The sequence below is a fragment of the Chryseobacterium sp. MEBOG07 genome (genome assembly GCF_021869745.1).
Lineage (GTDB): Bacteria > Bacteroidota > Bacteroidia > Flavobacteriales > Weeksellaceae > Chryseobacterium > Chryseobacterium viscerum.
In genome coordinates this window covers 1,661,002-1,686,399 of sequence record NZ_CP084579.1, presented here as the reverse complement: position 1 = coordinate 1,686,399, position 25,398 = coordinate 1,661,002, and the positions used below count along the sequence as shown (strand labels likewise).

General features: G+C 35.8%; 19 protein-coding genes and 2 tRNA genes. 10 read left to right on the top strand and 11 right to left on the bottom strand.

Going from position 1 to position 25,398, the window contains the following annotated elements; genetic code table 11:
- The first annotated feature begins 146 nt into the window (after positions 1–146).
- The 3 genes from LF886_RS07725 (at position 147) to LF886_RS07715 (ending at position 3,430) form a co-directional block, all read left to right on the top strand.
- Positions 147–1,385, top strand: a complete 1,239-nt coding sequence (locus LF886_RS07725; protein WP_236853597.1) for an aspartate kinase — start codon at positions 147–149, stop codon at positions 1,383–1,385.
- Positions 1,386–1,407: 22 nt separating this feature from the next.
- Positions 1,408–3,249, top strand: a complete 1,842-nt coding sequence (locus LF886_RS07720) for a lysophospholipid acyltransferase family protein (RefSeq protein ID WP_124534040.1) — start codon at positions 1,408–1,410, stop codon at positions 3,247–3,249.
- Positions 3,250–3,357: 108 nt separating this feature from the next.
- Positions 3,358–3,430 (top strand) — tRNA-Phe (locus tag LF886_RS07715).
- A gap of 321 nt (positions 3,431–3,751) precedes the next feature.
- On the opposite strand, the gene LF886_RS07710 is transcribed toward LF886_RS07715, so the two are convergent.
- On the bottom strand, positions 3,752–4,873 hold the full coding sequence (locus tag LF886_RS07710; RefSeq protein WP_236853596.1) for a hypothetical protein: 1,122 nt from the start codon (positions 4,871–4,873) through the stop codon (positions 3,752–3,754).
- A gap of 633 nt (positions 4,874–5,506) precedes the next feature.
- On the opposite strand from LF886_RS07710, the gene LF886_RS07705 reads away from it, so the two are divergent.
- Both LF886_RS07705 and LF886_RS07700 read left to right on the top strand, forming a co-directional pair.
- The gene (locus LF886_RS07705; protein WP_236853595.1) at positions 5,507–6,871 is read left to right on the top strand and encodes a DUF3472 domain-containing protein; all 1,365 of its coding nucleotides are present in this window, start codon (positions 5,507–5,509) and stop codon (positions 6,869–6,871) included.
- Between the two features lie 492 nt (positions 6,872–7,363).
- Positions 7,364–7,436 (top strand) — tRNA-Phe (locus tag LF886_RS07700).
- Between the two features lie 273 nt (positions 7,437–7,709).
- On the opposite strand, the gene LF886_RS07695 is transcribed toward LF886_RS07700, so the two are convergent.
- The 6 genes from LF886_RS07695 to LF886_RS07670 form a co-directional block, all read right to left on the bottom strand.
- Complete coding sequence (locus LF886_RS07695; protein ID WP_236853594.1) at positions 7,710–8,471, bottom strand: LytR/AlgR family response regulator transcription factor; 762 nt, start codon at positions 8,469–8,471, stop codon at positions 7,710–7,712.
- A gap of 79 nt (positions 8,472–8,550) precedes the next feature.
- Positions 8,551–9,870 (bottom strand): RagB/SusD family nutrient uptake outer membrane protein, encoded by a 1,320-nt coding sequence (locus LF886_RS07690; RefSeq protein ID WP_236853593.1) that lies wholly within the window; start codon positions 9,868–9,870, stop codon positions 8,551–8,553.
- A gap of 12 nt (positions 9,871–9,882) precedes the next feature.
- A complete protein-coding gene (locus LF886_RS07685; RefSeq protein WP_236853592.1) occupies positions 9,883–13,215 on the bottom strand; it encodes a SusC/RagA family TonB-linked outer membrane protein in 3,333 nt (1,110 codons plus the stop codon).
- A gap of 6 nt (positions 13,216–13,221) precedes the next feature.
- Entirely contained in the window at positions 13,222–15,807 is a 2,586-nt protein-coding gene (locus LF886_RS07680) for a zinc-dependent metalloprotease (protein WP_410685529.1), read from the bottom strand.
- Between the two features lie 112 nt (positions 15,808–15,919).
- The gene (locus LF886_RS07675) at positions 15,920–17,032 is read right to left on the bottom strand and encodes a histidine kinase (RefSeq protein WP_236853591.1); all 1,113 of its coding nucleotides are present in this window, start codon (positions 17,030–17,032) and stop codon (positions 15,920–15,922) included.
- A gap of 17 nt (positions 17,033–17,049) precedes the next feature.
- Positions 17,050–17,502 (bottom strand): hypothetical protein, encoded by a 453-nt coding sequence (locus LF886_RS07670; protein ID WP_236853590.1) that lies wholly within the window; start codon positions 17,500–17,502, stop codon positions 17,050–17,052.
- 393 nt (positions 17,503–17,895) lie between these two features.
- On the opposite strand from LF886_RS07670, the gene LF886_RS07665 reads away from it, so the two are divergent.
- Genes LF886_RS07665 through LF886_RS07655 form a run of 3 tightly spaced genes read left to right on the top strand, consistent with a single transcriptional unit; the run spans position 17,896 to position 19,929 of the window.
- Positions 17,896–19,071, top strand: a complete 1,176-nt coding sequence (locus LF886_RS07665) for a thioredoxin family protein (protein ID WP_236853589.1) — start codon at positions 17,896–17,898, stop codon at positions 19,069–19,071.
- A gap of 14 nt (positions 19,072–19,085) precedes the next feature.
- Positions 19,086–19,718 carry a DUF3575 domain-containing protein gene (locus LF886_RS07660; protein WP_236853588.1) on the top strand — a complete coding sequence of 211 codons (633 nt, stop codon included), beginning with the start codon at positions 19,086–19,088 and terminating at the stop codon, positions 19,716–19,718.
- 4 nt (positions 19,719–19,722) lie between these two features.
- On the top strand, positions 19,723–19,929 hold the full coding sequence (locus tag LF886_RS07655; protein WP_109737933.1) for a hypothetical protein: 207 nt from the start codon (positions 19,723–19,725) through the stop codon (positions 19,927–19,929).
- Here the strand turns inward: LF886_RS07655 and LF886_RS07650 are convergent, their stop codons facing one another.
- Entirely contained in the window at positions 19,930–21,126 is a 1,197-nt protein-coding gene (locus tag LF886_RS07650; protein ID WP_236853587.1) for an exo-beta-N-acetylmuramidase NamZ domain-containing protein, read from the bottom strand.
- Between the two features lie 4 nt (positions 21,127–21,130).
- Here LF886_RS07650 and LF886_RS07645 point away from each other — a divergent pair, with 4 nt between their 5' ends.
- The gene (locus LF886_RS07645; protein ID WP_236853586.1) at positions 21,131–22,360 is read left to right on the top strand and encodes an ABC transporter permease; all 1,230 of its coding nucleotides are present in this window, start codon (positions 21,131–21,133) and stop codon (positions 22,358–22,360) included.
- A 133-nt stretch (positions 22,361–22,493) separates the two neighbouring features.
- Positions 22,494–23,492, top strand: a complete 999-nt coding sequence (locus LF886_RS07640) for a PLP-dependent cysteine synthase family protein (protein ID WP_103233292.1) — start codon at positions 22,494–22,496, stop codon at positions 23,490–23,492.
- 94 nt (positions 23,493–23,586) lie between these two features.
- Here the strand turns inward: LF886_RS07640 and LF886_RS07635 are convergent, their stop codons facing one another.
- Genes LF886_RS07635 through LF886_RS07625 form a run of 3 tightly spaced genes read right to left on the bottom strand, consistent with a single transcriptional unit; the run spans position 23,587 to position 25,372 of the window.
- The gene (locus LF886_RS07635; protein ID WP_236853585.1) at positions 23,587–24,114 is read right to left on the bottom strand and encodes a hypothetical protein; all 528 of its coding nucleotides are present in this window, start codon (positions 24,112–24,114) and stop codon (positions 23,587–23,589) included.
- Positions 24,115–24,151: 37 nt separating this feature from the next.
- The gene (locus LF886_RS07630; protein WP_103233294.1) at positions 24,152–24,454 is read right to left on the bottom strand and encodes a chaperone modulator CbpM; all 303 of its coding nucleotides are present in this window, start codon (positions 24,452–24,454) and stop codon (positions 24,152–24,154) included.
- A 3-nt stretch (positions 24,455–24,457) separates the two neighbouring features.
- Positions 24,458–25,372, bottom strand: a complete 915-nt coding sequence (locus LF886_RS07625; RefSeq protein WP_236853584.1) for a DnaJ C-terminal domain-containing protein — start codon at positions 25,370–25,372, stop codon at positions 24,458–24,460.
- Positions 25,373–25,398 lie beyond the last annotated feature (26 nt).

The following is a 25,398-nucleotide window of genomic DNA, read 5'->3' as shown; positions in this document are numbered from 1 at the left end:
ATTATTTCAACAATTATTGATTTTAAGGAAATCTTAATTCTATCATTTCGCTAGGCTATTTCATATCTCGTTGTAAATTTATAATTTTGACGTCCGTAAAAAACTCATGTAATTTTTTATCTAACAATTTTATTTTTAACAATTTAATGAAAATTTTCAAGTTTGGTGGAGCATCAGTAAAAGATGCTGAGAGTGTGAAAAACGTGTCTATGGTTCTAAAAAGCCAGGGATTTGCCAAATGCTTGCTGATAATTTCAGCAATGGGCAAGACCACGAATGAATTGGAAAAAGTTGTAGAACTTTATTTCAAAAAGGATAACTATCAAACTGAGATTGAAAAGATAAAACGAAAACACATTGAGATTGCGGAAGGACTTTTCCCTGAAAACCATGCGGTTTTCGCTGAAATCAATATCTTTTTTGATGATATTGATTCTTTTTTAAGAAGAAATAAATCTCCTAACTACAGTTTCGTATACGATCAGGTAGTAAGCTGTGGAGAAATGATTTCTACTAAAATATTGAGTGAATACCTGAATGAAATCCAGTTTACCAATCAATGGTTAGATGCCAGAGATTATATTAAAACGGATAATTCATACAGAGAGGGTACCGTAGACTGGACAAGAACTGAAGAATTCATTTCCAATCTTAATCCTGAAATCTGCTATGTAACCCAGGGGTTCATAGGTTCCGACGACAATAATTTTACGGTGACGTTAGGAAGAGAGGGATCTGACTACTCTGCGGCTATTTTTGCTTACTGCTTAAATGCTGAAGCTATGACCATCTGGAAAGATGTACCGGGAGTAATGACCGGAGATCCAAGAAAATTCAATGATGTAACGCTTCTTTCTAATATTTCTTATGAAGAGGCTATTGAAATGGCTTATTACGGGGCAAGCGTTATTCACCCGAAAACATTACAGCCCCTACAGCAAAAAAGCATTCCTTTTTATGTAAAATCTTTCGTAGATCCCACTAAAGAAGGAACAAAAGTAGGTGCTTCCGAGAAAAACCAAAACGAAGAATCTTATATTTTAAAAGAAAATCAGGATCTTTTGAAAATCTCTACCAGAGACTTCTCTTTTATTGCAGAAGATCATATGAGCTTAATTTTCGGATATTTATCTAAATATAAGATCAAAGTTTCCCTGATGCAGAATACTGCAATCTCCCTGGCATTGTGCCTTGAAGATAAGTTTAATCATATTGAAGAACTCGAAGAAGAGCTTCAAAAAATTTTTAAAACCGAAACAATTAAAAATGTATCTTTATTCACAGTAAGAAATGCGAAGATGGATCACATTGATAAATTTTACCATGAAAAAAATGTATTATTGGAACAAATTTCCAAGAATACTCTTCAAATGGTAACACAATAATATTAATTGCGACTAAACACACATGAGTTTAATTTCGAAAAACGATCTGATCAAAGCTTCCGGCTTAAACAAAATTGGGTTTCTAAAGAACCCAGTAGCATCTGCTGTGATGAGCATTGCTAAAATAAACGAAGTAAATAAATTATACGATAAACTAAAAGACAAGGAAGGCAAAGACTTTTTCGACTCATTTGTAAGAGAAAGAAACCTAAGTTATGTAGCTTTTGAAGAAGACTTGGCAAAGATTCCCAAAACGGGACCATTTATACTGGTTTCCAATCATCCGCTGGGTGCTATTGACGGGATTCTGATGTGCAAGGTCTTATCTGAGGTTCGTCCGGATTTTAAGGTGATGGGAAATTTCCTTTTGGAAAAGATCAAACCTATGGAACCGTATGTAATCGCAGTAAACCCTTTTGAAGGTAGAAAAGAAGCTTACAGCAGCTCTTCAGGAATGCGTGAAACTCTCAAGCATTTGCAAAACGGTGGCTGTGTAGGTATTTTTCCGGCGGGAGAAGTTTCCAACAAAAACAATCCTTACGGAGAAATTTTAGATAAAGAATGGGAAAAAACGGCACTTAAGCTTATCAGAATGGCTAAAGTACCGGTAGTTCCTATGTATTTCCATGCTAAGAACAGCCGACTTTTTTATCAGGTGGCTAAGCTTCATCCGAATTTACAGACTTTGATGCTTCCTGCTGAAATGATGAATGACAGGGAAAAACCTATCAGAATCAGAATCGGACGACAGATCACTGTAAAGGCCATGGACGAAATGGAAACGATTGAGGAATTGGGCGAATTTCTGAAGCGTAAGGTGTATATGATGAAATCTTACTACGAAAAGAGAAAATCCCTTGCTCAAAGCATCAATCTTCAGAATTTATCCGTAAAATTTCCTTTGTTGAAGGAAGAAAATATCGTTCAGAATATTATTGATGAAACTCCTGTGGAAGATATCATAAAAGATGTTGATAAGCTGAGAGGAACAGATAAAATGTTGTTCAGTAACGGAAATTATGAGATCTACTTCACGACATACGAAGAAATTCCTTCTATTATGAGGGAAATCGGACGTCAGAGAGAGCTTACTTTCCGTGCGGTAGGTGAAGGAAGTAACCTTCCGTTTGACCTTGATGAATATGACAAACATTACCACCACTTATTCCTTTGGGACAATGGTGAGAAAAAGCTGGCCGGTGCTTACAGAATGGCACTTGGTAGAGAGGTAATGAAAAAATATGGCATCAAAGGCTTCTATACAAGCTCTTTATTTGAGTTTGAGCAGGACATTCATCCTTTCTTCAAAAAAGTGATTGAAATGGGCCGTGCCTATATCTGCCAGGAGTATCAGCAGAAACCTCTTCCTCTTTTCCTTTTATGGAGAGGAATTGTACATGTATGTCTGAGAAATCCTGATCATAAGTTCCTGATGGGTGGTGTGAGTATCTCCAATAAGTTCTCGGAGTTCTCAAAATCTCTGATGATCGAATTTATGCGTTCCAATTATTTTGATTCTGCAGTAGCTCAATATATCACTCCAAGGAATGAATATAAAGTAAAGCTTCGTGACAGGGACAAAAACATTTTCTTTGAGGAAATGGAATCTGACCTTAATAAGCTGGACAAGATTATCGATGACCTTGAACCGGAATTGAGACTTCCTGTTTTGATCAAGAAATACATCAAACAAAATGCTAAAGTAATTGCTTTCAACGTTGACCCTAACTTCAATGATGCGATCGATGGATTGATGTATATCCGAATCAGTGATCTTCCAGAAAACACGATAAAACCGGTATTGGAAGAGATGAGCGAACAGATCAGAAAGGAGCAGGAAAATAATCCGGCTGATAATCAGTAAGTTTTTAATTTTATTCAAAAAAGTACGATGACTACTTGCTTTGTATACTAAAACTTGCTACTTTTGCATCACTTTAAAACAACGAAGTAAGTCAAACAAAAATATAATGGTTTCTTAGCTCAGTTGGTAGAGCAATGGATTGAAAATCCATGTGTCCCTGGTTCGATTCCTGGAGAAACCACTTTAAAACCTCTAATTCATTTTAGAGGTTTTTTTGTTTTTTACAAGCAACACTTTTCTCACATTTAATGCTTCCCCACTAAAATTTGTATACTCAGCAAATTTCCCCACCCTACCCACTATCAAAGCAGACCTATTCAAAATTTGAACATCTTGACTAGTGGGTTCAAAAAGTAATATAACAAAATATCGTATTTATATTAAAATTGATGGGGTTATAGCCAACCGATAAAAGAGGCCTATTACTTCAAATATGATTACACAAAATTGTAATTATGAACAGTGAACAACATCAGTAACACTTTTCCAGAAAGCGTGTAAGTTAAAAATTTTCTCTCTTTAAATTCATTTGAATAGTATCCTTGTAAAAAATCATCTTCCATTGCATTGAATTATTTCTAAAATTGTTAATCTGAACAGGAATTGTATCAGGTTTAGTCGGATTCTTTTCGTAAGATATAACCTTAAAATTCTGTTTTTTATCATCGTAATGATATTTCATAAATATTGAAGTACTATCCACATACATAAATGGATTTGGGCAATAATACATTTTTCCTCTTTCTTCAATATAAATTGTTTTCCAAGCCAAAGTATCTTCTTGCCATTCATTGTCTTTAACCAATTTTCCATTACGTGACATCGACGTGACTTTCCATTTTCCAAAATATTTTTTTGAAAGGTGAACGTCATAATTATAGTAGATAACAAACAATAAAGGAATTAGAATACATAACACACGAGCGATTGAGCGTGAAAAATTATTACCAATTGATGGTAGTCTATTTTTGTATTGATTAAAGAAGTTTATTATATTAACTTTTTGCTGTAAAAACAGATTAACTAAGCCTAATGTTATTAGGATTGATGTAAATAATGTAATTGGTCCAATATTATAAAAAATATTAATCAAAACAATATTCAGCATTACAGGTAAAAGTATTGTAATCCCTAATAAAGTTGTACGTTTAAATAACAAAAGAATACTACCAATGATTTGAAAAAACGCTACAATTACAGCAAGTCCGTAAGAAAATCCATAGTACTTCCAGGTTAACTCCGGACCTGTTAATGCACCTGATAAAGAATCACTTATATGATATGAATAATTAAAATTAACTTCAAATATTTTTTGAAAGCCAAAATCTAACAGTAGAAATGCAATCCAATAACGCAACAATGTTGAAAGCCAAGAAATATATTTTATAGAATTAAAAGTTCCATTATTTTCTTTTTTGTGCCAATAAAAAGAAAAACCAATTGAGAATAGTATTGCTAAGCCTAATGCAAAAAATCCGGCAGGGAGTATAAATTGTGAAATTTTATAGGGTAAAAGAGGTGAGATTATAAAAAGAGCAGTATTTATAGTACCAACAATTGCTAAAAAAGATAATGAAAATTTCGAAAACCATTTTGTATGATTTATTACTTCGGTTGAGTTCATAGTTTTTTTTAATTAATATTTTTCGGTTTTGGTTTGTACAAAATGAAGCTTAACATTATTCTTTACGAAACAAAAGATATAAGAATTTCGTAAAAAAAATACTATATCCGTATTTTGTTAAACTTGTCACTAATATAATTATTTATTTATGATCTAGATACTTAATAAAAAATGGTCATGATTAGCTTTGCAAGGGTCTGCAAATAATACTATCAAATCGTAATACGGTTGTGCAAAAATTTTCTCAGAACACATGAAAAAGTATAAGGGTCTTAGTAATCTACTTAAAAGTTGTAAATTATCTAGTTTCTATATATTTTCTCCAAGTCATTCTGTTTCCTTTCTCTCCAACCGGAGCCTGAATAATTGTCATATCTCCAATTACAACATCAAAAATAAGTGAGTAACACAATAAAGCCTGCTATAAACACTCTCTACAAACTTCATTTTTGATTTAGATCGTTTTCTTCCTTTCTCTTTTAAATTTTTAAATCTTTTCGTGATTTAATTTTTTGTTTATTATCCATCAAAAAAATAGAAAAACAATTCTATTTAGCATGAAAAACAATCAAAATTATGAGAATTATTTTTTTTTATTTAACAGATAAAACTTAATTTAGCCAGATAAAATTAATGAAAAACACAATTATGAAAGTAAAATTACTAGCCAATACTTTTTGGGGTATTGCTGCTATGCTCATTTTTCAATCATGTGCAGAAAGCACTATGGCAGCAGAGGACACCGCTGCAACACAAAAAAACATCTCCGCTTTAAAGAAAGCAAACTCCTTCAGTGTGCCGGTTGCCGGTAATTCTTTTTTAACAGTAAAACCTTTGGGAGCCAACGAGGTTATTACCTCAAGTAACTTAGGTAACTGGACGAACTCCAATAGTGTTATCAGCACCTATTTCAGAGTGAGTAATACGGGAACATTAAGCATCGGATTAAAAGCCTCTGTTCCTTCGGGTAAAAGTGTTGTAAAAGTAACTATAGGCAGTAAATCCAAGAATGTTACTTTAACAGGATCTACGTATAAGGAGTATACTGTTGGAGATTTTACTGTTTCCACTCCAGGTTATGTAAAAGTAGATCTTCAGGGTGTTTCTAAAACCGGTGGTTACTTTGCAGATGTCACAGATGTTACTTTCGGTGGAGCAGCTTCTACAGGAACTAATGTGTACAGCAATGATCCTTCTTACTATTATTGGGCACGCAGAGGACCTTCCTGCCACCTGAATTATATAATTCCAACCACTAGTAATGTTAGCTATTATTACAACGAGGTAACAGTTCCTGTGGGAGAAGATAAGATTGGCTCTTATTTTATGGCCAATGGCTTTAGTACTGGCTATTTTGGAATGCAGGTGAACTCTGCTACAGAAAGAAGAATTCTATTCTCTGTATGGAGCCCTTTTGATACGGATAATCCCAATAACATTCCTCCTGATCATAAAATTGTTCTGAACAGAGCAGGTACCGGAGTAACGATAGGAGAATTTGGCAATGAGGGTTCTGGCGGACAAAGCTATTATAAATACAACTGGAGCGCAGGAAAAACCTATAAGTTCTTATTAAAAGGAGAACCTGATGGAACTGGAAAAACAGATTTTACAGCCTGGTTTTTATCTCCGGATGCTACAACATGGAAACTGATCGCCAGCTGGAAGAGACCTCAAACCAATACTTATCTTAAAAGCTTCTACAGTTTCGTTGAAAATTTCAATCCCGAAAATGGATATCAGGGCAGAAAGGCACAGTTTAAAAATCAATGGGCAAGAACTTCAAATGGTAACTGGGTATCTATTTCCGGAGCAAAGTTTAGTGTAGATAACACTTATAATGCACAACAAAGAATAGACGCAATGGGAGGAACAAGCGGTAATTCTTTCTTTTTGCAAAATGGAGGGTTCTTTAATACAACTGTTGCTCCCGGCTCACAGTTTTCCGTTACTGCACCTACGCAGGCTCCCAACATCAATTTCACAACCCTCCCCTAATATTATAATCTAAAAAAAATAGCCAGTTCCTTATCCTAAAATAAGAACTGGCTTTTTTATTATGCCTAATTTTAATTGTATAGCATAACTGCTATAAACAACGAAGTACATGCAATACTCACATTGACTTCTTAGCTCAGTGAATTGGGCAAACTTCTCTATCAGGAATGCGGTTTTTTACAGAGACAGTACCGATAAAAATGCTTCAGCTATAAATTACAGGGAACTATACTACTTCTAGGGCTGATAGAAAATTCTTTACTGAATTTTACCCCTAAAAATACATCTGCAATAAACAGTTAAAAATAATTTTCTGAAAAAATAAAAAAAGTAAAGCATATCAAAACACTGATGAACAGAACATTGAATACAAAAACCAGCTATAGCAATAGATTTATTCAAAAAAATATAACAAAATACTTGCGTGGTATTACAAAATGTTATACTTTTGCATCACTTTAAAACAACGAAGTAATAAACAAAAACATAAATGGTTTCTTAGCTCAGTTGGTAGAGCAATGGATTGAAAATCCATGTGTCCCTGGTTCGATTCCTGGAGAAACCACTTTAAAACCTCTAATTCATTTTAGAGGTTTTTTTGTTGTTTTATTTCTTGGGAATTAATGCAGGTATAAAGTAAAAATTAACGCAAAGATTTAATATATAAGGTTAAATTTTGAGGAAGCAAAGCAGGGAATCAACTTCATTGATTCTTTTAAGCGTGAGCACAATTATAGGGCTTCATAAGCGACTTATCGTTTTCTTAGCACACTTACCAATATGACGATTGAAGATCAACTTTGCGTTTATATAATGATACAGATTCAAATAAGTCTAATCAACTGTTCAGCCAGTTCAGGCATTCAGCAATCTGCATCTTACTGATAAAAATCTCAGCATTCACTTCCGGTTCCGGAGAAAGCCTAAGTTCTACTTTCTGACTGGAATGTTTGATAATTTCAGAAACGGCTTCTTTATTAATGATAAACTTACGGTTTATTTTAAAGAAAATATCGGGATTCAACTTCTGAATAATATCTTTGATGGTATCATCGTAAATATAGGTCTGATGATCTTTTGTGGTAAGGAAAAGGTATTTCCCCGATGCAAAAAAATAAGCGGTATTATGCTCGTCTATTGATTTAAGCTTATTCCCTTCTCTCACCATAAAACGCTTCATCACCTCATCTTCTGTCTGGCGTAATGAAGAAATGGACCTAAGCACAGGCTCAGGGTCAAAATTGTTTCTTATGGAGATGAATTTATGTAAAGCTTTATGCAGATCTTCTTCCTCGAAAGGTTTCAGAAGATAATCGATTGTAAAATGCCTGAAGACTCTCATGGCATATTCATCAAACGCAGTAATGAAAACAATGGGGGTAAAAAGTTCTACATGTTCGAAAATTTCCAGACTCATCCCGTCACCAAGATGAATATCCATAAAGATAAGATCGACAGAATCTTTCTCAAAAAAGTCAATTGCCTGTTTTTTGGAACGAAGAATAACAGCCTCTGTAACAGGGACTATGCTCTGTGTATCCAAAAGATTTTTCAGATAATTCACAGCCAGCAGCTCATCTTCTATAATGGCAATTTTCATAACGGTGCAAAAGTACAAAAAAACCGCTAAAACAATTAAGTTCAAGCGGTTTCCTCTGTATTGAATTTGATATGAAGTTCTATAGATTAGGGTTATTCTTCTTCGCACTCATCGGATATTCAATGGTATATCTCGGATCATTCTGCTGAAGAATATATTCTTTGCCACTTATTGTATGGCTTATTTTTTTCTGATTTGCTCTTCTTAAGTCAAACCATCTTTGTCCTTCCAAAGCAAATTCTCTGAATCTTTCATCCATGATAAAGTTCATGAATGCTGTAGAATCCATTGAAGACACTGTATTTTGTACCGAAGTATACCCGTCCGGAGTATATCTGTTTTTCAATACTTTCAGAAGTGTTTCTTTAGCCTCAGTCAGTTTGTTCAGCTTTAATAATGCTTCAGATTTTATAAAGTACTGCTCTGCTGTTCTGAAGGACACTTTGAATTCTAAGCTTCCTCCTTTAATGACTTTATACTTACTACCATTTTTTTCAAAATACATGCCAAACCTTTTATCAGCAGTAGTATTGTATGAAGAAATCAGTTCCGGAGATGCAAAAGATAAGTTCTTTATAGAGTTATCCCAAGTATTGTCCAACGCCATGATAGATTCTGGAGAAGCATAATGGTTAGGCGGGGTACTTGTTGTATTCAAATTACTCAAATCTCCTTTTACCGCCAATACCTGATCTGCATAGTTTACTGCTTTGTTCCAGTCTCCTTCATATAGAGCTGTTCTTGCTTCAAAAGCCAACAATGCTGTCTTTGAGAATCTGTAGCTTGTTCCTAATGCCTGCTTCTGCTCTACCATCAGATCTTCTGCTTTTTTAAGGTCTGAATGAACCTGATTGTATACTTCCTGCACGGAAGAGGGCTTCAATACCTCCTCAAGATCAATTTCAAGATTGATTGGAACTCCTCTGTCTGTAGAAGCTGTAGCATTATTGTATGGTTTCCCATATAAGTTCACCATATCAAAATACAGATAAGCACGAAGCGCATACGCTTCTGCCAAAATCTGACTCTTCTCTGGAGAATCCTGCATTGTTTTGCTGCCTTCGTTGATGATCTGATTCAGATAGAAGTTCACGTTATAAAAGCTTAACCAAGGAAGCTCCGCAGAGTTAGAGTCATAGTTTGAATCCTTCCACATCGCAATTTCACGATAAGAAATAAAATCTACTCCATTGTCATCAATACTTGTTTCATCGGTACGAAGGGCTATCAGAGATTTGTGAACGGGATATTTTGAATAGGCTGACGTAAGTACTTTTCGGTAATCTTCAGCGGTAACAGGAATAACCTTTCCTTCTGGCTGAATATCTAAAAACCTGTCACATCCGATACTGATAAAGCTGATTGCGGCAAGCGCTATGATTGTTGTAATTTTTCTCATTTTTCTCAAGTTTTAAAAAGAAACATTAAATCCTACAGTCACCGACTTGGTGATAGGCTGTGCATAAATATTACCATACGTTTCCGGATCGAAATATCCGCTATATCCGTTACTGAATACAAACAGGTTACGTCCTTCAACACTCAGTCTCAGACTGCTGATCCCCATAGGATTTGTAAACTCTTTAGGAAGTGTATACCCCAAACGGATGCTGCTGATTCTGATATAGCTGATCTCTTTTGCCCATACATCAAGCAGATTGTATGCGCTTGAGCGATTGCTGGCAAACCATTTATTCGCCATCCATCCGTCCGGATTAGCATCCATTTCAGGACTTGTAATTCCCGGAAGCGAACCTCCTGCTTCATAGATATCTCTTGTATAGTTTCTTCCTCTATCCAGATCCATGCCTCGGTAAGAAGGTGTTCTCATTACCGTCTGCTTCAGATTGAATGTTGCAGAGATAGTAAGGTCAAAATCACTTACCTTAAATGTGTTAATAATACCTCCCGTAAATTTCGGATCTCTATCTCCAACATACGTAAATAGACTTCTCAGCTCAGCGTTTGAAAGTTTTGTATTCACAAGCTGTCCCGGAAGAAAATCTGCATACACATCATATAATTTAAAGAATTCTGCTGCGGAAATCTTTTGGTCTCCTTTCCAGAACAATGGGTTTCCGTGCTCATCCATTCCTGCCGTTTTCAAAGCGAAAACTGCATTTACAGGCAGACCTTCTCTTGAAGGAAGGAAAGCGTTTTCACGAGGCTGCTCGCTCAATACTCTACTCTTGTTGTGTGCAAAGTTGATTGTAGTAGTCCACTTGAAATTATCATGATTGATGTTTCTGGTAGATATTGCCAATTCAAAACCTTTATTGGTCAAGCTTCCCCAGTTCATCATCGTGTATTCAAACCCTGTTTCAAGAGGAGTTTCTCTCATACTGATCATATCTGTTCCTTTTCTGCTGTAAACATCAGCGGTAAGGCTAACACGGTTATTGAACAATCCTAAATCAAGACCAACGTTGGTGTTGGTCGTTTTTTCCCATCTCAATTTATCATTTGGCGGGCTGATCACATTGATGACTCCTTCTTTCATTCCCGGAAGAATCGTCGCATCATTGTATTCACCAATAAAGAATGGCGATGTATTTCTGTCGATATTCCCCTGAAGACCGTAAGACGCTCTCAGTCTAAGGTTAGATACCGCAGAAACATTTTTCATGAAGTCTTCCTTCGTCACCAGCCATGATCCTGAAATGGCCCATATTGGAAGGTATTTATATTTTTTATTCACCCCAAAAAGGTTAGTTCCGTCATATCTTACACTTCCGAAAAATGTATATTTCTGATCGTAGGTGTAAGATGCTGTAGCAAACATAGAAGCATAAGCATTCTCTATAGGAGCTGCCTCACGGTATGTTTCATATCTTTTATCTGCCCCAAAACCTGAATTCGGGAAAACAATTGCCGTAGCTCTTCTGGTTTTTGGATCATACCCAAAAGCTCTTGTAATGGTCGTATTATCCTCTGTTTTACGGATTTCCGTTCCTGCCATCAAATCAATTTCGTGTTTTGAGTTGATCTTTGTGCTATATGCCGCCTGCAATTTCCAGTTATACTGGAAGAAATCATTATCCCAGTTTTGTTTTACAGCACCAGCTGGTAGAAAGTAATTGTATTTACCGTCTTTGTAATAACGGGTATTTTCTCTCATTTTTCTGGTGAAGTAGGTATTCTCCGCTGCAAATTTCTCTGTTTTATTGGTGTCATACTGAAGACCTAACTGAGAGGTAAATCTTAAACTTTTTGAAGCTTTATATTCTAAATCTAAAATCGCTTTCAAAGAGTTGTTTTTCAGTGAATAGTTTGTATTTTCTCTTTCTTCAAGGAAATTGAAAGGAACATAACGATCCTCATAACCATCCATATCTTTATCATAGTTGTAGCTTCCGTCTGCATTGAAAGGTTTCAGATAAGGATTGGCATTTCTTGAGTAATTAACAGGGTTTATTGAAGCATCAGCATCCGTTACAAAAGATGTACGTTCACTTTGCGTTCCAAAAATAGAGATTCCTGCATTTAACTTATCGCTTAATTTATAATTATTTTTTAAAGTCAGGTTGTAACGTTTAAAACCTGTACCGATAGTTGTTCCTTCTTCATCATAGTATCCCAGAGAGAAATAGTAATCTGCACGATCACTTCCTCCGGAAACACTTAATCCATATTGTTTGTTGATGGCATTTCTGTACAACAGTTTACCCCAGTCTGTATTGCTGTTTCTTAAACCATCGATTTGCTGGCGTGTGAATGAGTTCAACGCATCAAAACCTCCGTTTCTGAAAGCATCAAGCTGGCTGTTCTGAGTCAGAATTCTCATCACTTCCCCTTTATCTGCACGGTAAGTAAGGTCTGCACGCTTGGCAAGCATCAATTCCAGGTCTACTTTTTCGGAAGCGTTCAGAAGATTCAGTTTGTCAAAATCAGGACGTGATGTAATGAAAGTATCTGCTGAAAAGTTCAGTTTCATACTTCCTTTTTTTCCTTTTTTGGTTGTAATGGAGATTACTCCATTTGCAGCTCTTGCCCCATAAATTGCTGTTGCTGCTGCATCTTTAAGAATGGTAATATCTTCAATATCGTTAGGGTTCAGCCCTGCAATAGAGAAGTTTTGAAGCTGGTCAATATTATCTTTATCGGTAAAGTTCGGAACATCATTTCCTTCTAACGGAAGACCGTCAATTACCCATAGCGGATCCTGAGGACCGGAAAGAGAAGCTGTACCTCTGATTCTGATCTTCGCGGGACTTCCCGGAGCCCCTGTTTCAGGAGTTACTACCACACCCGCAATCTGCCCTGCCAGCATCTGGTCTACACTGGCAACACCAGCCTGGCTGATATTATCCATTTTCACGGTAGAAACTGCTGAGGTCTGCTTACGTTTTTCAATTTTCTGATATCCGGTGATGATAACTTCCTGGATCTTATTTTTATCTGTAACTTCAGAAGTCAGTCTTATTGTATAATTGGTCTGCCCTTCATTAAGTTGAATCACTCGGGACTCATAGCCCGGGTAGCTTACCAATACAGATTTTGTATCTTCAGGGATTTCCAATATAAATTTTCCGTCCTTATCGGTTACTGTACCTACTGATACACTTTCGATAATTCCTTCCAATTCTGTTTTTGTAGAGACAGATTGAGTCTCTATTTTTATAGAGGCACCGGTAATGATATGGGAAGTGTTTCCGTCTTCTATTTTCCCGGTGATCGTTTTCTTTTGCTGGGCCATTACAATATTAGCAGCCAAAAGAGGTAAAAGTATTAGAGTTTTTTTCATAGCTGTTTATTTGTTTAAAGCCTCTTGAATACGAATGATTAAATCTGTGTAATGCGCTCTGGAAGCATCATCACCTCTATATCTTGTTCTGTTCAGTAAGTCCAGAACCTTCTGAAGTTCTGCTCTTTTGTAAGTAGTGACTTCAGATACTCTTTTCATGGATGAATAATTGATATTCCTAAGACCATGGTCATCTTCATGGAAGTTGCAGATGGTTGGGATATTCAGTGTATCATCTACTCTCAATCCTTTCACAGCTGTTTTTTCAAATAGTTTGTTTACCGAAACGATCAGAGCATCCACATAATTTTTCTGAGTCATCTTCTCAAGCATCGTCAAGCTTCCTTTTTTATTGAAAATAGCTGTTCTTAGCTGATCAAATAGGTTTTCAACCGTGTAGATTTCTTCTTTAGAACCAGAAACCTGATGTTTCAATTCATTTTCAAGCAATCTCAACAATCGGTCATCCATCAACAGAGAGTAGATATTCGCATACTGCGTTCCTCTTGCAAGGGTATACGGTGTCTGCTCGAATGGTCCCATTGGTGAATCTTTAACCGGGTACGTTTTTTCTGTAATCGGGTTGAAGAATAACCATTCCGGAAGATTGATGGCATTTTTAATAAGATAATCAACAGCTCTTCTCTGTATTTCTGCAGGAACTGCTTCGTAAGCTTTCTTCTTGTTGCCAAAAACAGTATTGTTCAGATAGATCCCTCCAACATTAGCCATCACATGACCTGTATACAAATCCCACTGTCCGATAACTCCCAGATACAGTTTTCCGGCATCCGTATATTCTTTACCATCTTCATACGTCCACTTTAAAAGATTATTGATAACAACTTTCAGGTTTTTTATTCCGTACTCGCTGGCTTTCATCGCATCATCTCCTAAATCTTCAGACTGCGAACGAGGATCTATGGTTTCCAGGTAGCTCTGCTGCTCGCCATAGAAATACATCGGGTCATTCTCGTGTTTTTCAATTAAGTTTTTCAGCGCTTTTTTCTCAACAAACTCATCCGGATACCAACGGTACCCCCAATCTATTGCATATTTATCATAAACCCCAATTTTCGGAGTGATTGCTGTCACACCATCTTCCGGCTGTGCCACATAATTGTAACGTGCATAATCCATAATGGAAGGTGCCGTACCACCCATTTTATCTGTAAATTCTTTTGAACGAAGCGATTCTACAGGAAATGCAAAGGAAGCTCCCATATTGTGCTTCAATCCAAAAGTGTGACCTACCTCATGAGATGAAACAAAACGGATCGCCTCACCCATATGTTCATCACTGAATTTATTTCCTCTTGCTTTTGGATCGATAGCCCCCGTCTGAATTCTCATCCAGTCATGAAGAGAAGTCATTACATTATGCCACCAGATGATATCTGCTTCGATAATTTCACCACTTCTCGGGTCTACTACAGAGGGTCCCATTGCATTTGACTTTGGCGATGCGGCGTAAGTAATCACAGAATATCTTACATCATCAATATCAAAATCTTCATCTTTTTCATCCGGCATTTTCGCAATCACTGCATTTTTGAATCCTGCTTGCTCAAACGCCGCCTGCCAGTCATGTACTCCGGCAATGATTTTTTCACGCCATTGTTTTGGGGTTGCCGGGTCTATATAATAAATAATAGGTTTCTTAGGCTCTACTAATTCTCCTCTCAGATATTTTTCTTTGTCTTCATCTTTGGGTTCAAGATTCCATTTGGTAATGAAAAACTTTTCGTCCATTTTCTGCTGATTGTCATTAAACGACCAGTGTTTTTCGGAGAAAAATCCTACTCTTGAATCGGCTACTCTTGGTTTCATCGGTATTTTAGAAAGCAATACAAGATTTGTCGTAACACCAAGTGTTACCGGCAGATCTACTCCACCTTCATTTACAGAAGTAGATAATTGAGACTTCACCACAATGTTCTTGGGGAAAGTCTTCACTCCTTCTATGTAAGAAAGGCTTGACTTCACAGATCCTCCTAATCCTACATTCGCCAAAACATCATTAAAGCTCTTTTGGTTTCCATCAAAAACTTTGTTGACTTTAATGGCTACTGCTGTAGAATCACTGTTTTGTGCTTCAATATCAAAGACCTCAATGACAGATTCTGAAAAGTTGTCTTTCACAGATCTTGTAATGGCATCATTTTTTGGGGATGATACTTTAGGAACCACCGTTTTTACCCATACCTTTTTAGCTACAGGGTCACGGTGAAAAGAGATGACCTTATTTTCATAATTCATTCCTTTGTTCAATCCTGCCTCATTGACCTGCATTGGCACCTGAGAAAGTTTGTTCACCACCAAAAACTGACGTCCCATCAAGCTGTCAGGAATTTCAAAATAAATATCCGTTTTTATCTGTATCGTATTAAAAAGTCCCTTTTTATAGGTCCCTTTTTTGATCAGGTCTTCAATTTTTTTTGTTTTCTTTGATGAGGAAGTTTCTGTTTTATCAGTTTTGTCTTTGTTGACCTTCACAGTATCTTTTTTCTGTGCTATTGCCATTGGTGAGGCCACAGCAAGACCTAAATACAGTGCCAGTCTGTAATTCTTCATTAAAATAGTCCGATTCATTCCAAATAGTAAATATCTTAGTTTCAGCTAGCAAAGCTATAGGTATAGTGAATTATATAAATAATGTTAGGGAGTGAACGGTGATTATTCGGGAGTGAATGGATTTTTATTTTCACTTCATTAACGGTAAAAAACATATGAAATATTCACCATCTACAGAAATATGAAGAAGATTATTCTTAAAATACTCATAAACCTGATTCAAATAATCAATTCCGAATTTCTCTCCCTGCACCGGTTCAGTTTTTAGCTGCCAGGTGTTCTTTACTGTGATCTCATCTGTATCAACAATAATAGTAATTTCCAGAGGCTGGTCTATCGTGGCAATATTATGCTTGATAGCGTTCTCAGTAACAATCTGCAGTGATAGGTACGGAATTCTCTTTTCCAGACTTTCAGGATCATTAATAATCATTTCAAACCTTATCTCTTCATCAAACCTGCTTTTCAGAAGTTCCATATACTGCTGTATAAATTTAATTTCCTGCGAAACCGGAACAATATTCTCTTTTGGAGGCACAATAAGATACCTGTAGATCTTGGATAGATTCATGGTAAATTTCTGTGCATTCTCTTTATTGATCCCAATCAGCATATAAAGGGAATTCAGAGAGTTGAAAAGAAAATGAGGATTGATATTATTTTTAAGCTGCTGAAGCTGATTGATCACCTCGGCTTTGTGCATCTTTTCGTTCTCTACCAACAATAAATTCTTTTCAGACTGTATTTTTTCTTTTTCCTCATATGCCAAATTAGTTGCTCTTTGGAATAAAATGAAGACTGTGACAATAAGGAATAACGCTGCCAGAAAAATATAAACGGTGTAGGTTTTTATCTTGCTGATATTTTCATCAATAATAAAATTAACATGATTCACAACTGTATATCCGTCAAAATTATCGGTCTTCAAGGGTTTTATAAAACGGGTTACTTCCACTCCCAAATACTCTGAAACAGCTTCTCCTTTAGTATATCCTACCTTAATTTTGCTGGTCAGAGTATCATTAGGTTTAATATCTGTAAAATCAAAAATATTCTTTCCAATATACTTTTTTTCAGGATGGGTAATGCAGACTCCCTCTTTAGTAAAGACATAGGCGTAGGTATTGGAACTCTTATCTACATTGATAAAATATTGATGGAGATCATCCAGGCTTACGGTAGACCCATAATACAGTTTGTTTTTATCAGGCAGCATCAAAGAATCATAGCTTATCCAGTACATACTGTCTTTTTTAGTAATCAAAAGATCTTTGAAATGCCCCGGACCATTATTTTTAATAACAATGGATTTTTCTTTATTGTCCTTATTCTTGAAAATATCGGACAAAGGATTATTGCTCTCCGACTTTCCTGAAATAGTATTCTCGTAATAATACCAGCTGTAAGGCAGCAGGTTTCTTTTTTGTTTAAATCATTTAAAACTAAAGAATAGTCTTTATAGTTTTTCAGACCGTCTTTCTGAATCAATGCACGAAGCAGATATTGATAGTCCTCAATATTTCTGAACTCATGTTCTATCGACTCATATTTTCGGAAGAATGTTTTCTTCGCAAAATCATCGGTGTTTTTTCGGCTGTCTTCTGTAATTAAAAGACTTAAAACGGCAAATGCTGCCACTGCAATCAAGCAGGCAGACAAAGCGGTGATGTAAATGGATTTTTGGGATAAGGCGTGTTTAAAATTAATAATCAAATTCTCTGAATTGTGGGTTCCTCTACATATAAATTATTCGTTTGCAAAGATATAACAAAGATTTCAGGACCATAAAGTGAATTAAATTTAGATGTTGTCTTTTTTTAAAACAAGCAATATCACGCAGTAATTGAGAGTCTTTTTAATAGAAACAGCAGCTATTTTTTCTATTATTGGCATATTTTCTTCTTTTTCAGGAAAGGAATACAATAGAAGTTTCATATCTTTTTTTAAGAATATAAAGCCATGATCAGGACCTTCATTCCTTAGCTGAAAAATCACAGTAATCACCTGACTAAGTCTTAAAGTTCGTTAATATCATCATTCTAACAACAGATTCAGCGTTCTATATTTTGAAAATTAATTATCTTCGCCTACAAATCTTATTTGAAAATGAAGAAGATCATCTCCGGGATATCTATTTTTTGTACCATCGCTATCTCAGCTCAGGAAACGATCCAGTTTCAGGAACTCCCTTATAAAGATATTATTGCCAAAGCCAAAAAGGAAAAAAAATTGGTTTTTATCGATGCATATGCTTCCTGGTGTGGTCCCTGCAAAATGATGGAGAAAAATGTTTTCACACAGAAATCGGTGAGTGATTATTACAATACCAACTTCATTAATGCAAGATTTGATATGGAAAAAGGAGAAGGTAGAGACATCGCTTCTCAATTTGGAGTACGATCTTATCCTACTTATCTTTTCCTAAATGGCGAAGGTGAGCTTGTTTCCAGGAATACGGGTTATATGGAAGAGAGTATGTTTGTTGCCATGGCACAGGATATCAATTCACCCGGAAACAAAAAAGGTTCTCTGAAAGATCGTTTTGCCAGCGGTGAAAAGGATCCTGAATTTCTGATCAACATCATGAAGCTGAACGCCAATACAGATTATGACTTTGCCAAAAAAGCTTCTGAAAGATATTTCCAGAACAAAAAGAAAACAGAAGAACTTACAAAAGACGAAATTGGCTTTCTTCTCTATTTTGTAAAATCATCTGAAGATACTAATTATAATATTTTTGCTTCCAGAAAAGCAGAGATCATTAAATTTCTTCCTGAAGAAACTTACAAAGAATTTGATGCACAGTTAAAACTAGGAAAAATAGTAGAACAATCTATTGATGATAAAAACAAAAAAATCAATGATGATTATTTCCTGAAAACGGCTGAACCATTGGTAGGAAAAGAAGCCGCTGTAAAAAAGCTGAATCAGACTAAGCTTAGTTATTATGAGCAAAATACTAACTTCTCTGAATATGAAAAAGCAGCTTTAGACTACTATAAAAACTCTGATGCTTTTGACCCTAATGAGCTTTTGAGAGCTGCCTGGATATTTGCAGATCATGTGAAAACACCAGCTTCATTAAAGAAAGCAAGTGAATGGGCAGAAAAATCTGTGATGAGAGGAGAAACTTCTGAAAACACTTATATTCTTGCTAAGCTTTATTACCTTACCGGAAATAAGGAAACAGCAAAAAACTATGCTGAAATGTCTAAAAATATGGCTGCTCAGGGTAACAAAGATTCTCAACTAGCAGATGAATTATTAAAGCAAATAAAATAAACATTATATACCGGATGAAATATAAATTAGCAGCAGCAGGCATTTTAGCTTTCCTGTCAGCAAGTACATTGAATGCTCAGGAACAGGAACAAGGAGGACAGGATAAAAGTTTATACATAAAAGGGAATGCAGTATTTGCTCCGTTAGGAATTTTAAATGTGGGAGTAGAAAAACAAATCGCTCCAAGGTATACACTTCAGGGAGATGTTTTCATTTCACCCTGGAAATCTTTCTCAGGACACAAACTACAGTTTTATTCTGTATCTGCAGAAGGAAGATACTATTTCAATGAGGCTTTCAAACATTGGTATGTAGGGGCCAACGTTGCTTTTGCAGCTTACAATGCATCAAAATGGAATTATTGGAATGATAATATCAGCCAGAAAGATGATGGAGAGATTCTGATAAATTCTAATCTTTATCAGAAAGGATACTCTGTCATGCTAGGAGTTACAGTAGGGTACCAATTCCAGTTAGCTGAACGATGGAATCTTGACATTTATGCAACTGCAGGAACATCACAAGGATTTTATAAAGGGTATGATAAGACTACGGGAAGACGCTATGACTCTGCTGAGAAATTTAATAAAAGTGGTGAAATTATTCCTTACAGAGGAGGTATAATGATTTCCTATAAATTAAAATAAGACAATGAAGCTATTCGGAAAAAATCATATTATCATTTTAGTGATCACTTTTGTGATCCTTTTTTTAATGAATTATATAGGGAATGATCTTCCTGATAAATTGCAAAGAGCTTTATTGACTGCTTTTGCAGGAGTTGTTGGATTGACAGTGGGGCTTTTTATATTAAATAAGGGTAAAAATGATAAAAATCCGCCTCAAAATTTTGATTAATTAATTTTCATACACCACATATTTGGTTCTGATCTTTTCAAAATTTTCCAACTCTTTTTTCCATGAATTTTTAATTTCCGGAATTGATTTTCCAGCGATGATCTGCTTTCTAAATTCATCAGTTCCGGATAAGGTATCAAACCAAAGATTTTTCAGGAAGAAATCCTGCTGAGGGTTTTTATAATTCTGATAGGCTTTGATCACCCATTCAAGATTGAGCTCTCTTAAATCTTTATCATAATTGGAGAGATTTTCACCATAACATAATTTCCCGTTAAGGAAAGGATCTTTAGCTCCATAGCTTGGCTTTGGAGTAAACTGATAAGGCTGGTTTTCCGTCCATGGGGAACCATAAATCTGAAAAGGGAGATCTGTTCCTCTTCCTACTGAAACCTGAGTTCCTTCAAAAAAGCACAGACTTGGATACAAATTGATCGCTTTGTCATTCGGTAAGTTAGGAGAAGGCTTATCAAGTATCGGATAACGCTGCTTCTTATGATAATTCTTCATTGGAACAAGCGTATACTTAGCTTGAGCTCCATTTTTCAGCCACTTTTCACCATTGACCATCTTTCCATACTCTCCTATCGTAAGCCCATATACTACAGGAACCTCATGCAGTCCTACAAAACTGGCCCATTTTTTTCTCAATACCGGCCCATCAGTGTATCCGTCATGCGGATTGGGACGATCTAATACCATTATCTCAACGTTATTTTCAGCACCCGCTTCCATCAGATAAGACAAAGTGGAAATATAGGTATAGAACCTCACTCCCACATCCTGAATATCAAAAACAACAATATCAATCCCGGCAAGCTGTTCCGGTTTTGGCTTTTTATTATTACCATAAAGAGAAACAATTGGAATTCCGGTTTTCACATCTACTCCGTTTTTCACTTTTGCACCTGCATCAGCATCACCTCTGAAGCCATGTTCAGGAGCAAAAATAGATTTGATCTTAATTCCGTTTTTTACCAGAAAATCTACCAAATACGTCCTGTCACTCATCAAACCTGTCTGATTGGTAACAATCCCTATGGTCTTACCTTTTAATAGTGGTAAATAAATTTCAGGTTGGTCTGCTCCGGTTTTAAAATCAGATTGAACTTGAGTCTGGGAATAATATTGATTGAATACTCCTAAAAAAATTAGGCAAATCAGAAGTAAATTTTTAATTTTGAAATCTAAATTCATAAGCTTGAAATTTCCTTTATATTTCTCTAGAAAAATAGCATTTTCCAAAGATAACAAAAATAACCTTTCAAGGGTTATCATCTTCATTGGCAGGCTTTCCGTAGCATTGGGGATTATTGTTTCTTTAATTACCGTTGCCACTGGTTTTGGTTCCAAGAAAGCTATCAAAGAGAGGCTGGCAGATTTCAGCGGACATATTACAGTAAGATCTACCCGATCTAATTCATCCTACAACACCTCAGTGCTTGATAATCAAGGGCTCAATATTGCAAAAATCAAAGAGCTTCCTGATGTGGAAAGTACCCAGAAATATGTAATGGTTACCGGAATTATGCGTAATAAGCACAATTTTGCAGGAATTATATTTAAGGGAATCGGAAAGGATTTTGACAGTTTAAGATTTAAAAAATTCCTGATTGCCGGTACGACTCCGAAAGTGACTGAGAAAGGCTTCAACAATGATGTTGCTATTTCGCAAAAAATAGCGAATGACCTTCATCTTAAAGTAAATGACAGCATTGTTACTGTATTTTTAAAGGCTGATCAAAAACCACTTTACCGTAAATTCAGAATCATCGGTATCTATAGAACTGATATTAAACTAATTGACGAGCAGTTTGTTATTGGCGGGATCAATCATGCAAGAAAAATTCAGGATATGAAACCTGATGAGATTGGCGGAATAGATGTTTTCTTCAAGAATGTAAATGACATTGACAAAGATTTTCCTGAAATTGAAAAACTGATTGGCTATAAAAACTACGCTGAAAAAGCCACTGAAAAGTTTCCGCAAATTACCGACTGGATCAGTATTTTTGATACCAATATCGCTTTGATTATCATTATTATGCTGATTGTAGTAGTTATCAACATTATTATGGTTCTTCTGATTCTTATTATTGAAAGAACCAATTCTATTGGTCTTCTTAAAACTTTAGGAGCAAGTAATTCACAGATAAGAGCAACCTTTATCAATTATACCCTGATCATTATGATTCCGGGACTTTTATACGGAAATGCTATTGGATTAGGACTTATTTTAATCCAGAAATTCTTTGGTGTGATAAAGCTTAACCCGGAAAACTATTACGTAAGTACAGTTCCGGTAGACCTTAATCCTGTCGCCATTATTTCTATCTCAGTGGGGATTCTTATTATTTCAGGCTTGGCTTTAATTATTCCTAGCTACCTGATCAGTAAAATTTCTCCTGTGAAAGCTATTAAGTACAACTAAGTTGATCATTAATAATTGGTAGGTTATGAGTTGTTTTTCAATTCATTTCAGTTTTATTCACAACTTATCCACACGTTATCCACAGCGCAGATAATTTTAAAAGCCTTATCTTTGCGCCGCATATAAACCATTTATGAAATACGCAAAAAATATCCTTGAAACGATAGGTAACACACCGCTGGTAAAGCTTAACAAAGTATTAGGTGAAGATTTCCCGGCATTAGTATTGGCAAAAGTAGAGACTTTCAATCCTGGAAATTCAGTAAAGGACAGAATGGCTCTTAGAATGATAGAAGATGCCGAAAAAGACGGCAGACTAAAACCTGGAGGCACCATTATCGAAGGGACTTCCGGAAATACAGGAATGGGACTGGCATTGGCTGCGATCATCAAAGGCTACAAATGTATTTTTGTAACCAATTCTAAGCAATCAAAAGAAAAATGCGACATCCTTCGAGCTGTAGGTGCTGAAGTAATCGTTTGTCCTACAGATGTAAAACCTACTGACCCTCGTTCTTACTATTCAGTTTCTAAAAGACTGGCTAAAGAAACAGAAAACGGATGGTATGTCAACCAATATGATAACTTATCCAACAGAGCTGCTCATTATGAATCTACAGCGCCTGAGATCTGGGAACAGACTGAAGGAAAACTGACTCACTTTGTTGCAGGAGCCGGAACAGGAGGTACTATTACAGGATGCGGAACGTTCTTCAAAGAAAAAAATGCTGATATCAAAGTAATTGGAGTGGATACCTACGGCTCTATTTTGAAAGAATTCCACGAAACTGGAGAATTACATTACGACCACGCTTATACTTATATTACGGAAGGTATTGGAGAAGATATCATTCCTGAGAATTATGATATGTCTGTGATTGATCATTTTGAAAAAGTAACTGATAAAGACGGTGCCATCTATGCAAGAAAACTGGCTAAAGAAGAAGGTATTTTCTGTGGATATTCTGCCGGAAGTGCAATCGCATCATTGATTCAAATGAAAGATCAGTTCACAAAAGACGATGTAATCGTTGTTCTACTTCACGACCATGGTTCAAGATATGTAGGAAAAATCTACAATGACGAGTGGATGAAGGAAATGGGCTGGCTGGAAGAAAACAAAGAAGGCTAATAAAGCAGAGACAATAAATTGGCATACTTGTTAAAAGACAAAAATGCTAATTTCCAGATAAAAAAAACGGAGTAAAATTATTTACTCCGTTTTTTTATTTATTGATATTTTCTTTCAATACATTTTTGAGAAAGCTGTACTCTCTCTCGGTCATTGCTTTTCTTGGAAACATATAATTGTATTTTCCTTCAAGAGAAATAAATTCATTATTACTATCAAAATATTCAAAATCTTTCCATTCACTGGTTTCTTTTTCTCCGTCAATATTTACAGTGAAAAAATTCTGATCAAATCTGATGTCATATACTTTACACTTTTCCAGCCTATTTAAATAATGATTCACCTGCTTCTTCCATCTTGACACTTTATTAACGCTTACGGATAGAAAAACAGCACAAAGTAAAAATATAAAACTCATAAAATATAAAACACCTACACTTTCTTTGCTCAAGCTATCTTTTAAAAGAAATACAATGAAAACGATAACTGCAGCTACAATGGTGGTAATTGTTTTACTTTTTGTTGTAGGTGAAAAAAGCAGACTGCCCTGATTACCGCTAAAATAAATATCTTCAAAAATCTTTCTGTCCGATTTTAGTGTAATCACCTTTTCTTCATTCATAATTATAGAGTTTGCTTTAAAAAGCTACAAAACTAAACTAAATATCTTCATATTGATCACTTATTGCAGAAAGTTTGTTCATCAGTTCTCTGTTTCTACGGTTCAGCGCATCAAGCTTTTTCAGCATATTATGAATAACTTCAAGACCGGGAAGATTGACTTCAAGATCATAATGCCAGTTGGCAAATTTTTCCAGATCAGGCAGATCTTCATACATCAGATAATGAACATTCTCTTCAATCTGTATATTCAATAGCCCATAGTCTACAAGCTCATCAAAAAAAGTGATTTCTATGTTATAGATTCTTACGAGTTCTTCCCGTGATATTCTTTCACTCATGGCTTAGGAATTTTTTAGTTGTTCAAAAAGTTCTTTCTGCTTTTCAGTAAGATTGGTTGGCAGTTTCACTTCATACGTTACAAAAAGATCTCCATGTTGTCCTTCTTTTTTATAAACAGGAAAACCTTTCCCTTTAAGTCTTACGGTGGCTCCGCTTTGGGTTTCCGGTTTTACTTTAAGATTAACGCTTCCGTCCAGTGTATTTACATTCTCTTCTCCGCCTAAAACAGCAGTAAACAGATCAATCACTACTTTAGTTTTCAAGTCATCTCCAATTCTTTCAAAATCTGGATCTACAGGAATATTAAAAGTAATATATAAATCTCCGCTTGGCCCACCGTTTACTCCCGGATTGCCGTGTCCTTTTAATTTGATCTGCTGTCCGTCATATACCCCTGCCGGAATCGTAATTCTGACTTTCTTCCCATTGATATCAAAAGTCTGCGGATGGGTTGTTGCGGCATCTCTTAAGTTCAGATTAAGCTCAGCCTGTATATCCTTTCCTTTGAATTTTCCGGAAGCTCTTCCTCTTGAGTTCCTGCCAAAGCCGCCTTCTGCCCCACCAAACATGCTTTGGAAGAAATCTGAAAAATCTTCTCCTTCACCAAAGTCTGCCCCGGAGCTTCCTCTGCTGTTGCTTTGCTGTTGATATTGTCTTTGCTGCTGCTGTTGAGCCTTTTCATATTCTTCGCCATGTTTCCAATGCTCACCATACTTATCATACTTAGCCCGGTTTTCAGAATTGCTGAGCACTTCATTGGCTTCGTTCAGTTCTTTGAATTTCTTTTCTGCTTCCTTGTCATCAGGATTAAGATCGGGATGAAGTTTCCTGGCCAATTTCCGGTAGGCCTTTTTGATATCATCCTGTGTTGCGCTTTTATCTACGCCTAAAGTTTTATAGTAATCTATATAAGCCATAGAAATGAGGTTTACTCAAATTTATG

Coding starts and splice junctions, on each gene's coding strand:
- LF886_RS07725 (WP_236853597.1), top strand. CDS start 147: ATGAAAATTTTCAAGTTTGGTGGAGCATCAGTAAAAGATGCTGAGAGT.
- LF886_RS07720 (WP_124534040.1), top strand. CDS start 1,408: ATGAGTTTAATTTCGAAAAACGATCTGATCAAAGCTTCCGGCTTAAAC.
- LF886_RS07710 (WP_236853596.1), bottom strand. CDS start 4,873: ATGAACTCAACCGAAGTAATAAATCATACAAAATGGTTTTCGAAATTT.
- LF886_RS07705 (WP_236853595.1), top strand. CDS start 5,507: ATGAAAAACACAATTATGAAAGTAAAATTACTAGCCAATACTTTTTGG.
- LF886_RS07695 (WP_236853594.1), bottom strand. CDS start 8,471: ATGAAAATTGCCATTATAGAAGATGAGCTGCTGGCTGTGAATTATCTG.
- LF886_RS07690 (WP_236853593.1), bottom strand. CDS start 9,870: ATGAGAAAAATTACAACAATCATAGCGCTTGCCGCAATCAGCTTTATC.
- LF886_RS07685 (WP_236853592.1), bottom strand. CDS start 13,215: ATGAAAAAAACTCTAATACTTTTACCTCTTTTGGCTGCTAATATTGTA.
- LF886_RS07680 (WP_410685529.1), bottom strand. CDS start 15,807: ATGAATCGGACTATTTTAATGAAGAATTACAGACTGGCACTGTATTTA.
- LF886_RS07675 (WP_236853591.1), bottom strand. CDS start 17,032: ATGTACTGGATAAGCTATGATTCTTTGATGCTGCCTGATAAAAACAAA.
- LF886_RS07665 (WP_236853589.1), top strand. CDS start 17,896: ATGAAGAAGATCATCTCCGGGATATCTATTTTTTGTACCATCGCTATC.
- LF886_RS07660 (WP_236853588.1), top strand. CDS start 19,086: ATGAAATATAAATTAGCAGCAGCAGGCATTTTAGCTTTCCTGTCAGCA.
- LF886_RS07655 (WP_109737933.1), top strand. CDS start 19,723: ATGAAGCTATTCGGAAAAAATCATATTATCATTTTAGTGATCACTTTT.
- LF886_RS07650 (WP_236853587.1), bottom strand. CDS start 21,126: ATGAATTTAGATTTCAAAATTAAAAATTTACTTCTGATTTGCCTAATT.
- LF886_RS07640 (WP_103233292.1), top strand. CDS start 22,494: ATGAAATACGCAAAAAATATCCTTGAAACGATAGGTAACACACCGCTG.
- LF886_RS07635 (WP_236853585.1), bottom strand. CDS start 24,114: ATGAATGAAGAAAAGGTGATTACACTAAAATCGGACAGAAAGATTTTT.
- LF886_RS07630 (WP_103233294.1), bottom strand. CDS start 24,454: ATGAGTGAAAGAATATCACGGGAAGAACTCGTAAGAATCTATAACATA.
- LF886_RS07625 (WP_236853584.1), bottom strand. CDS start 25,372: ATGGCTTATATAGATTACTATAAAACTTTAGGCGTAGATAAAAGCGCA.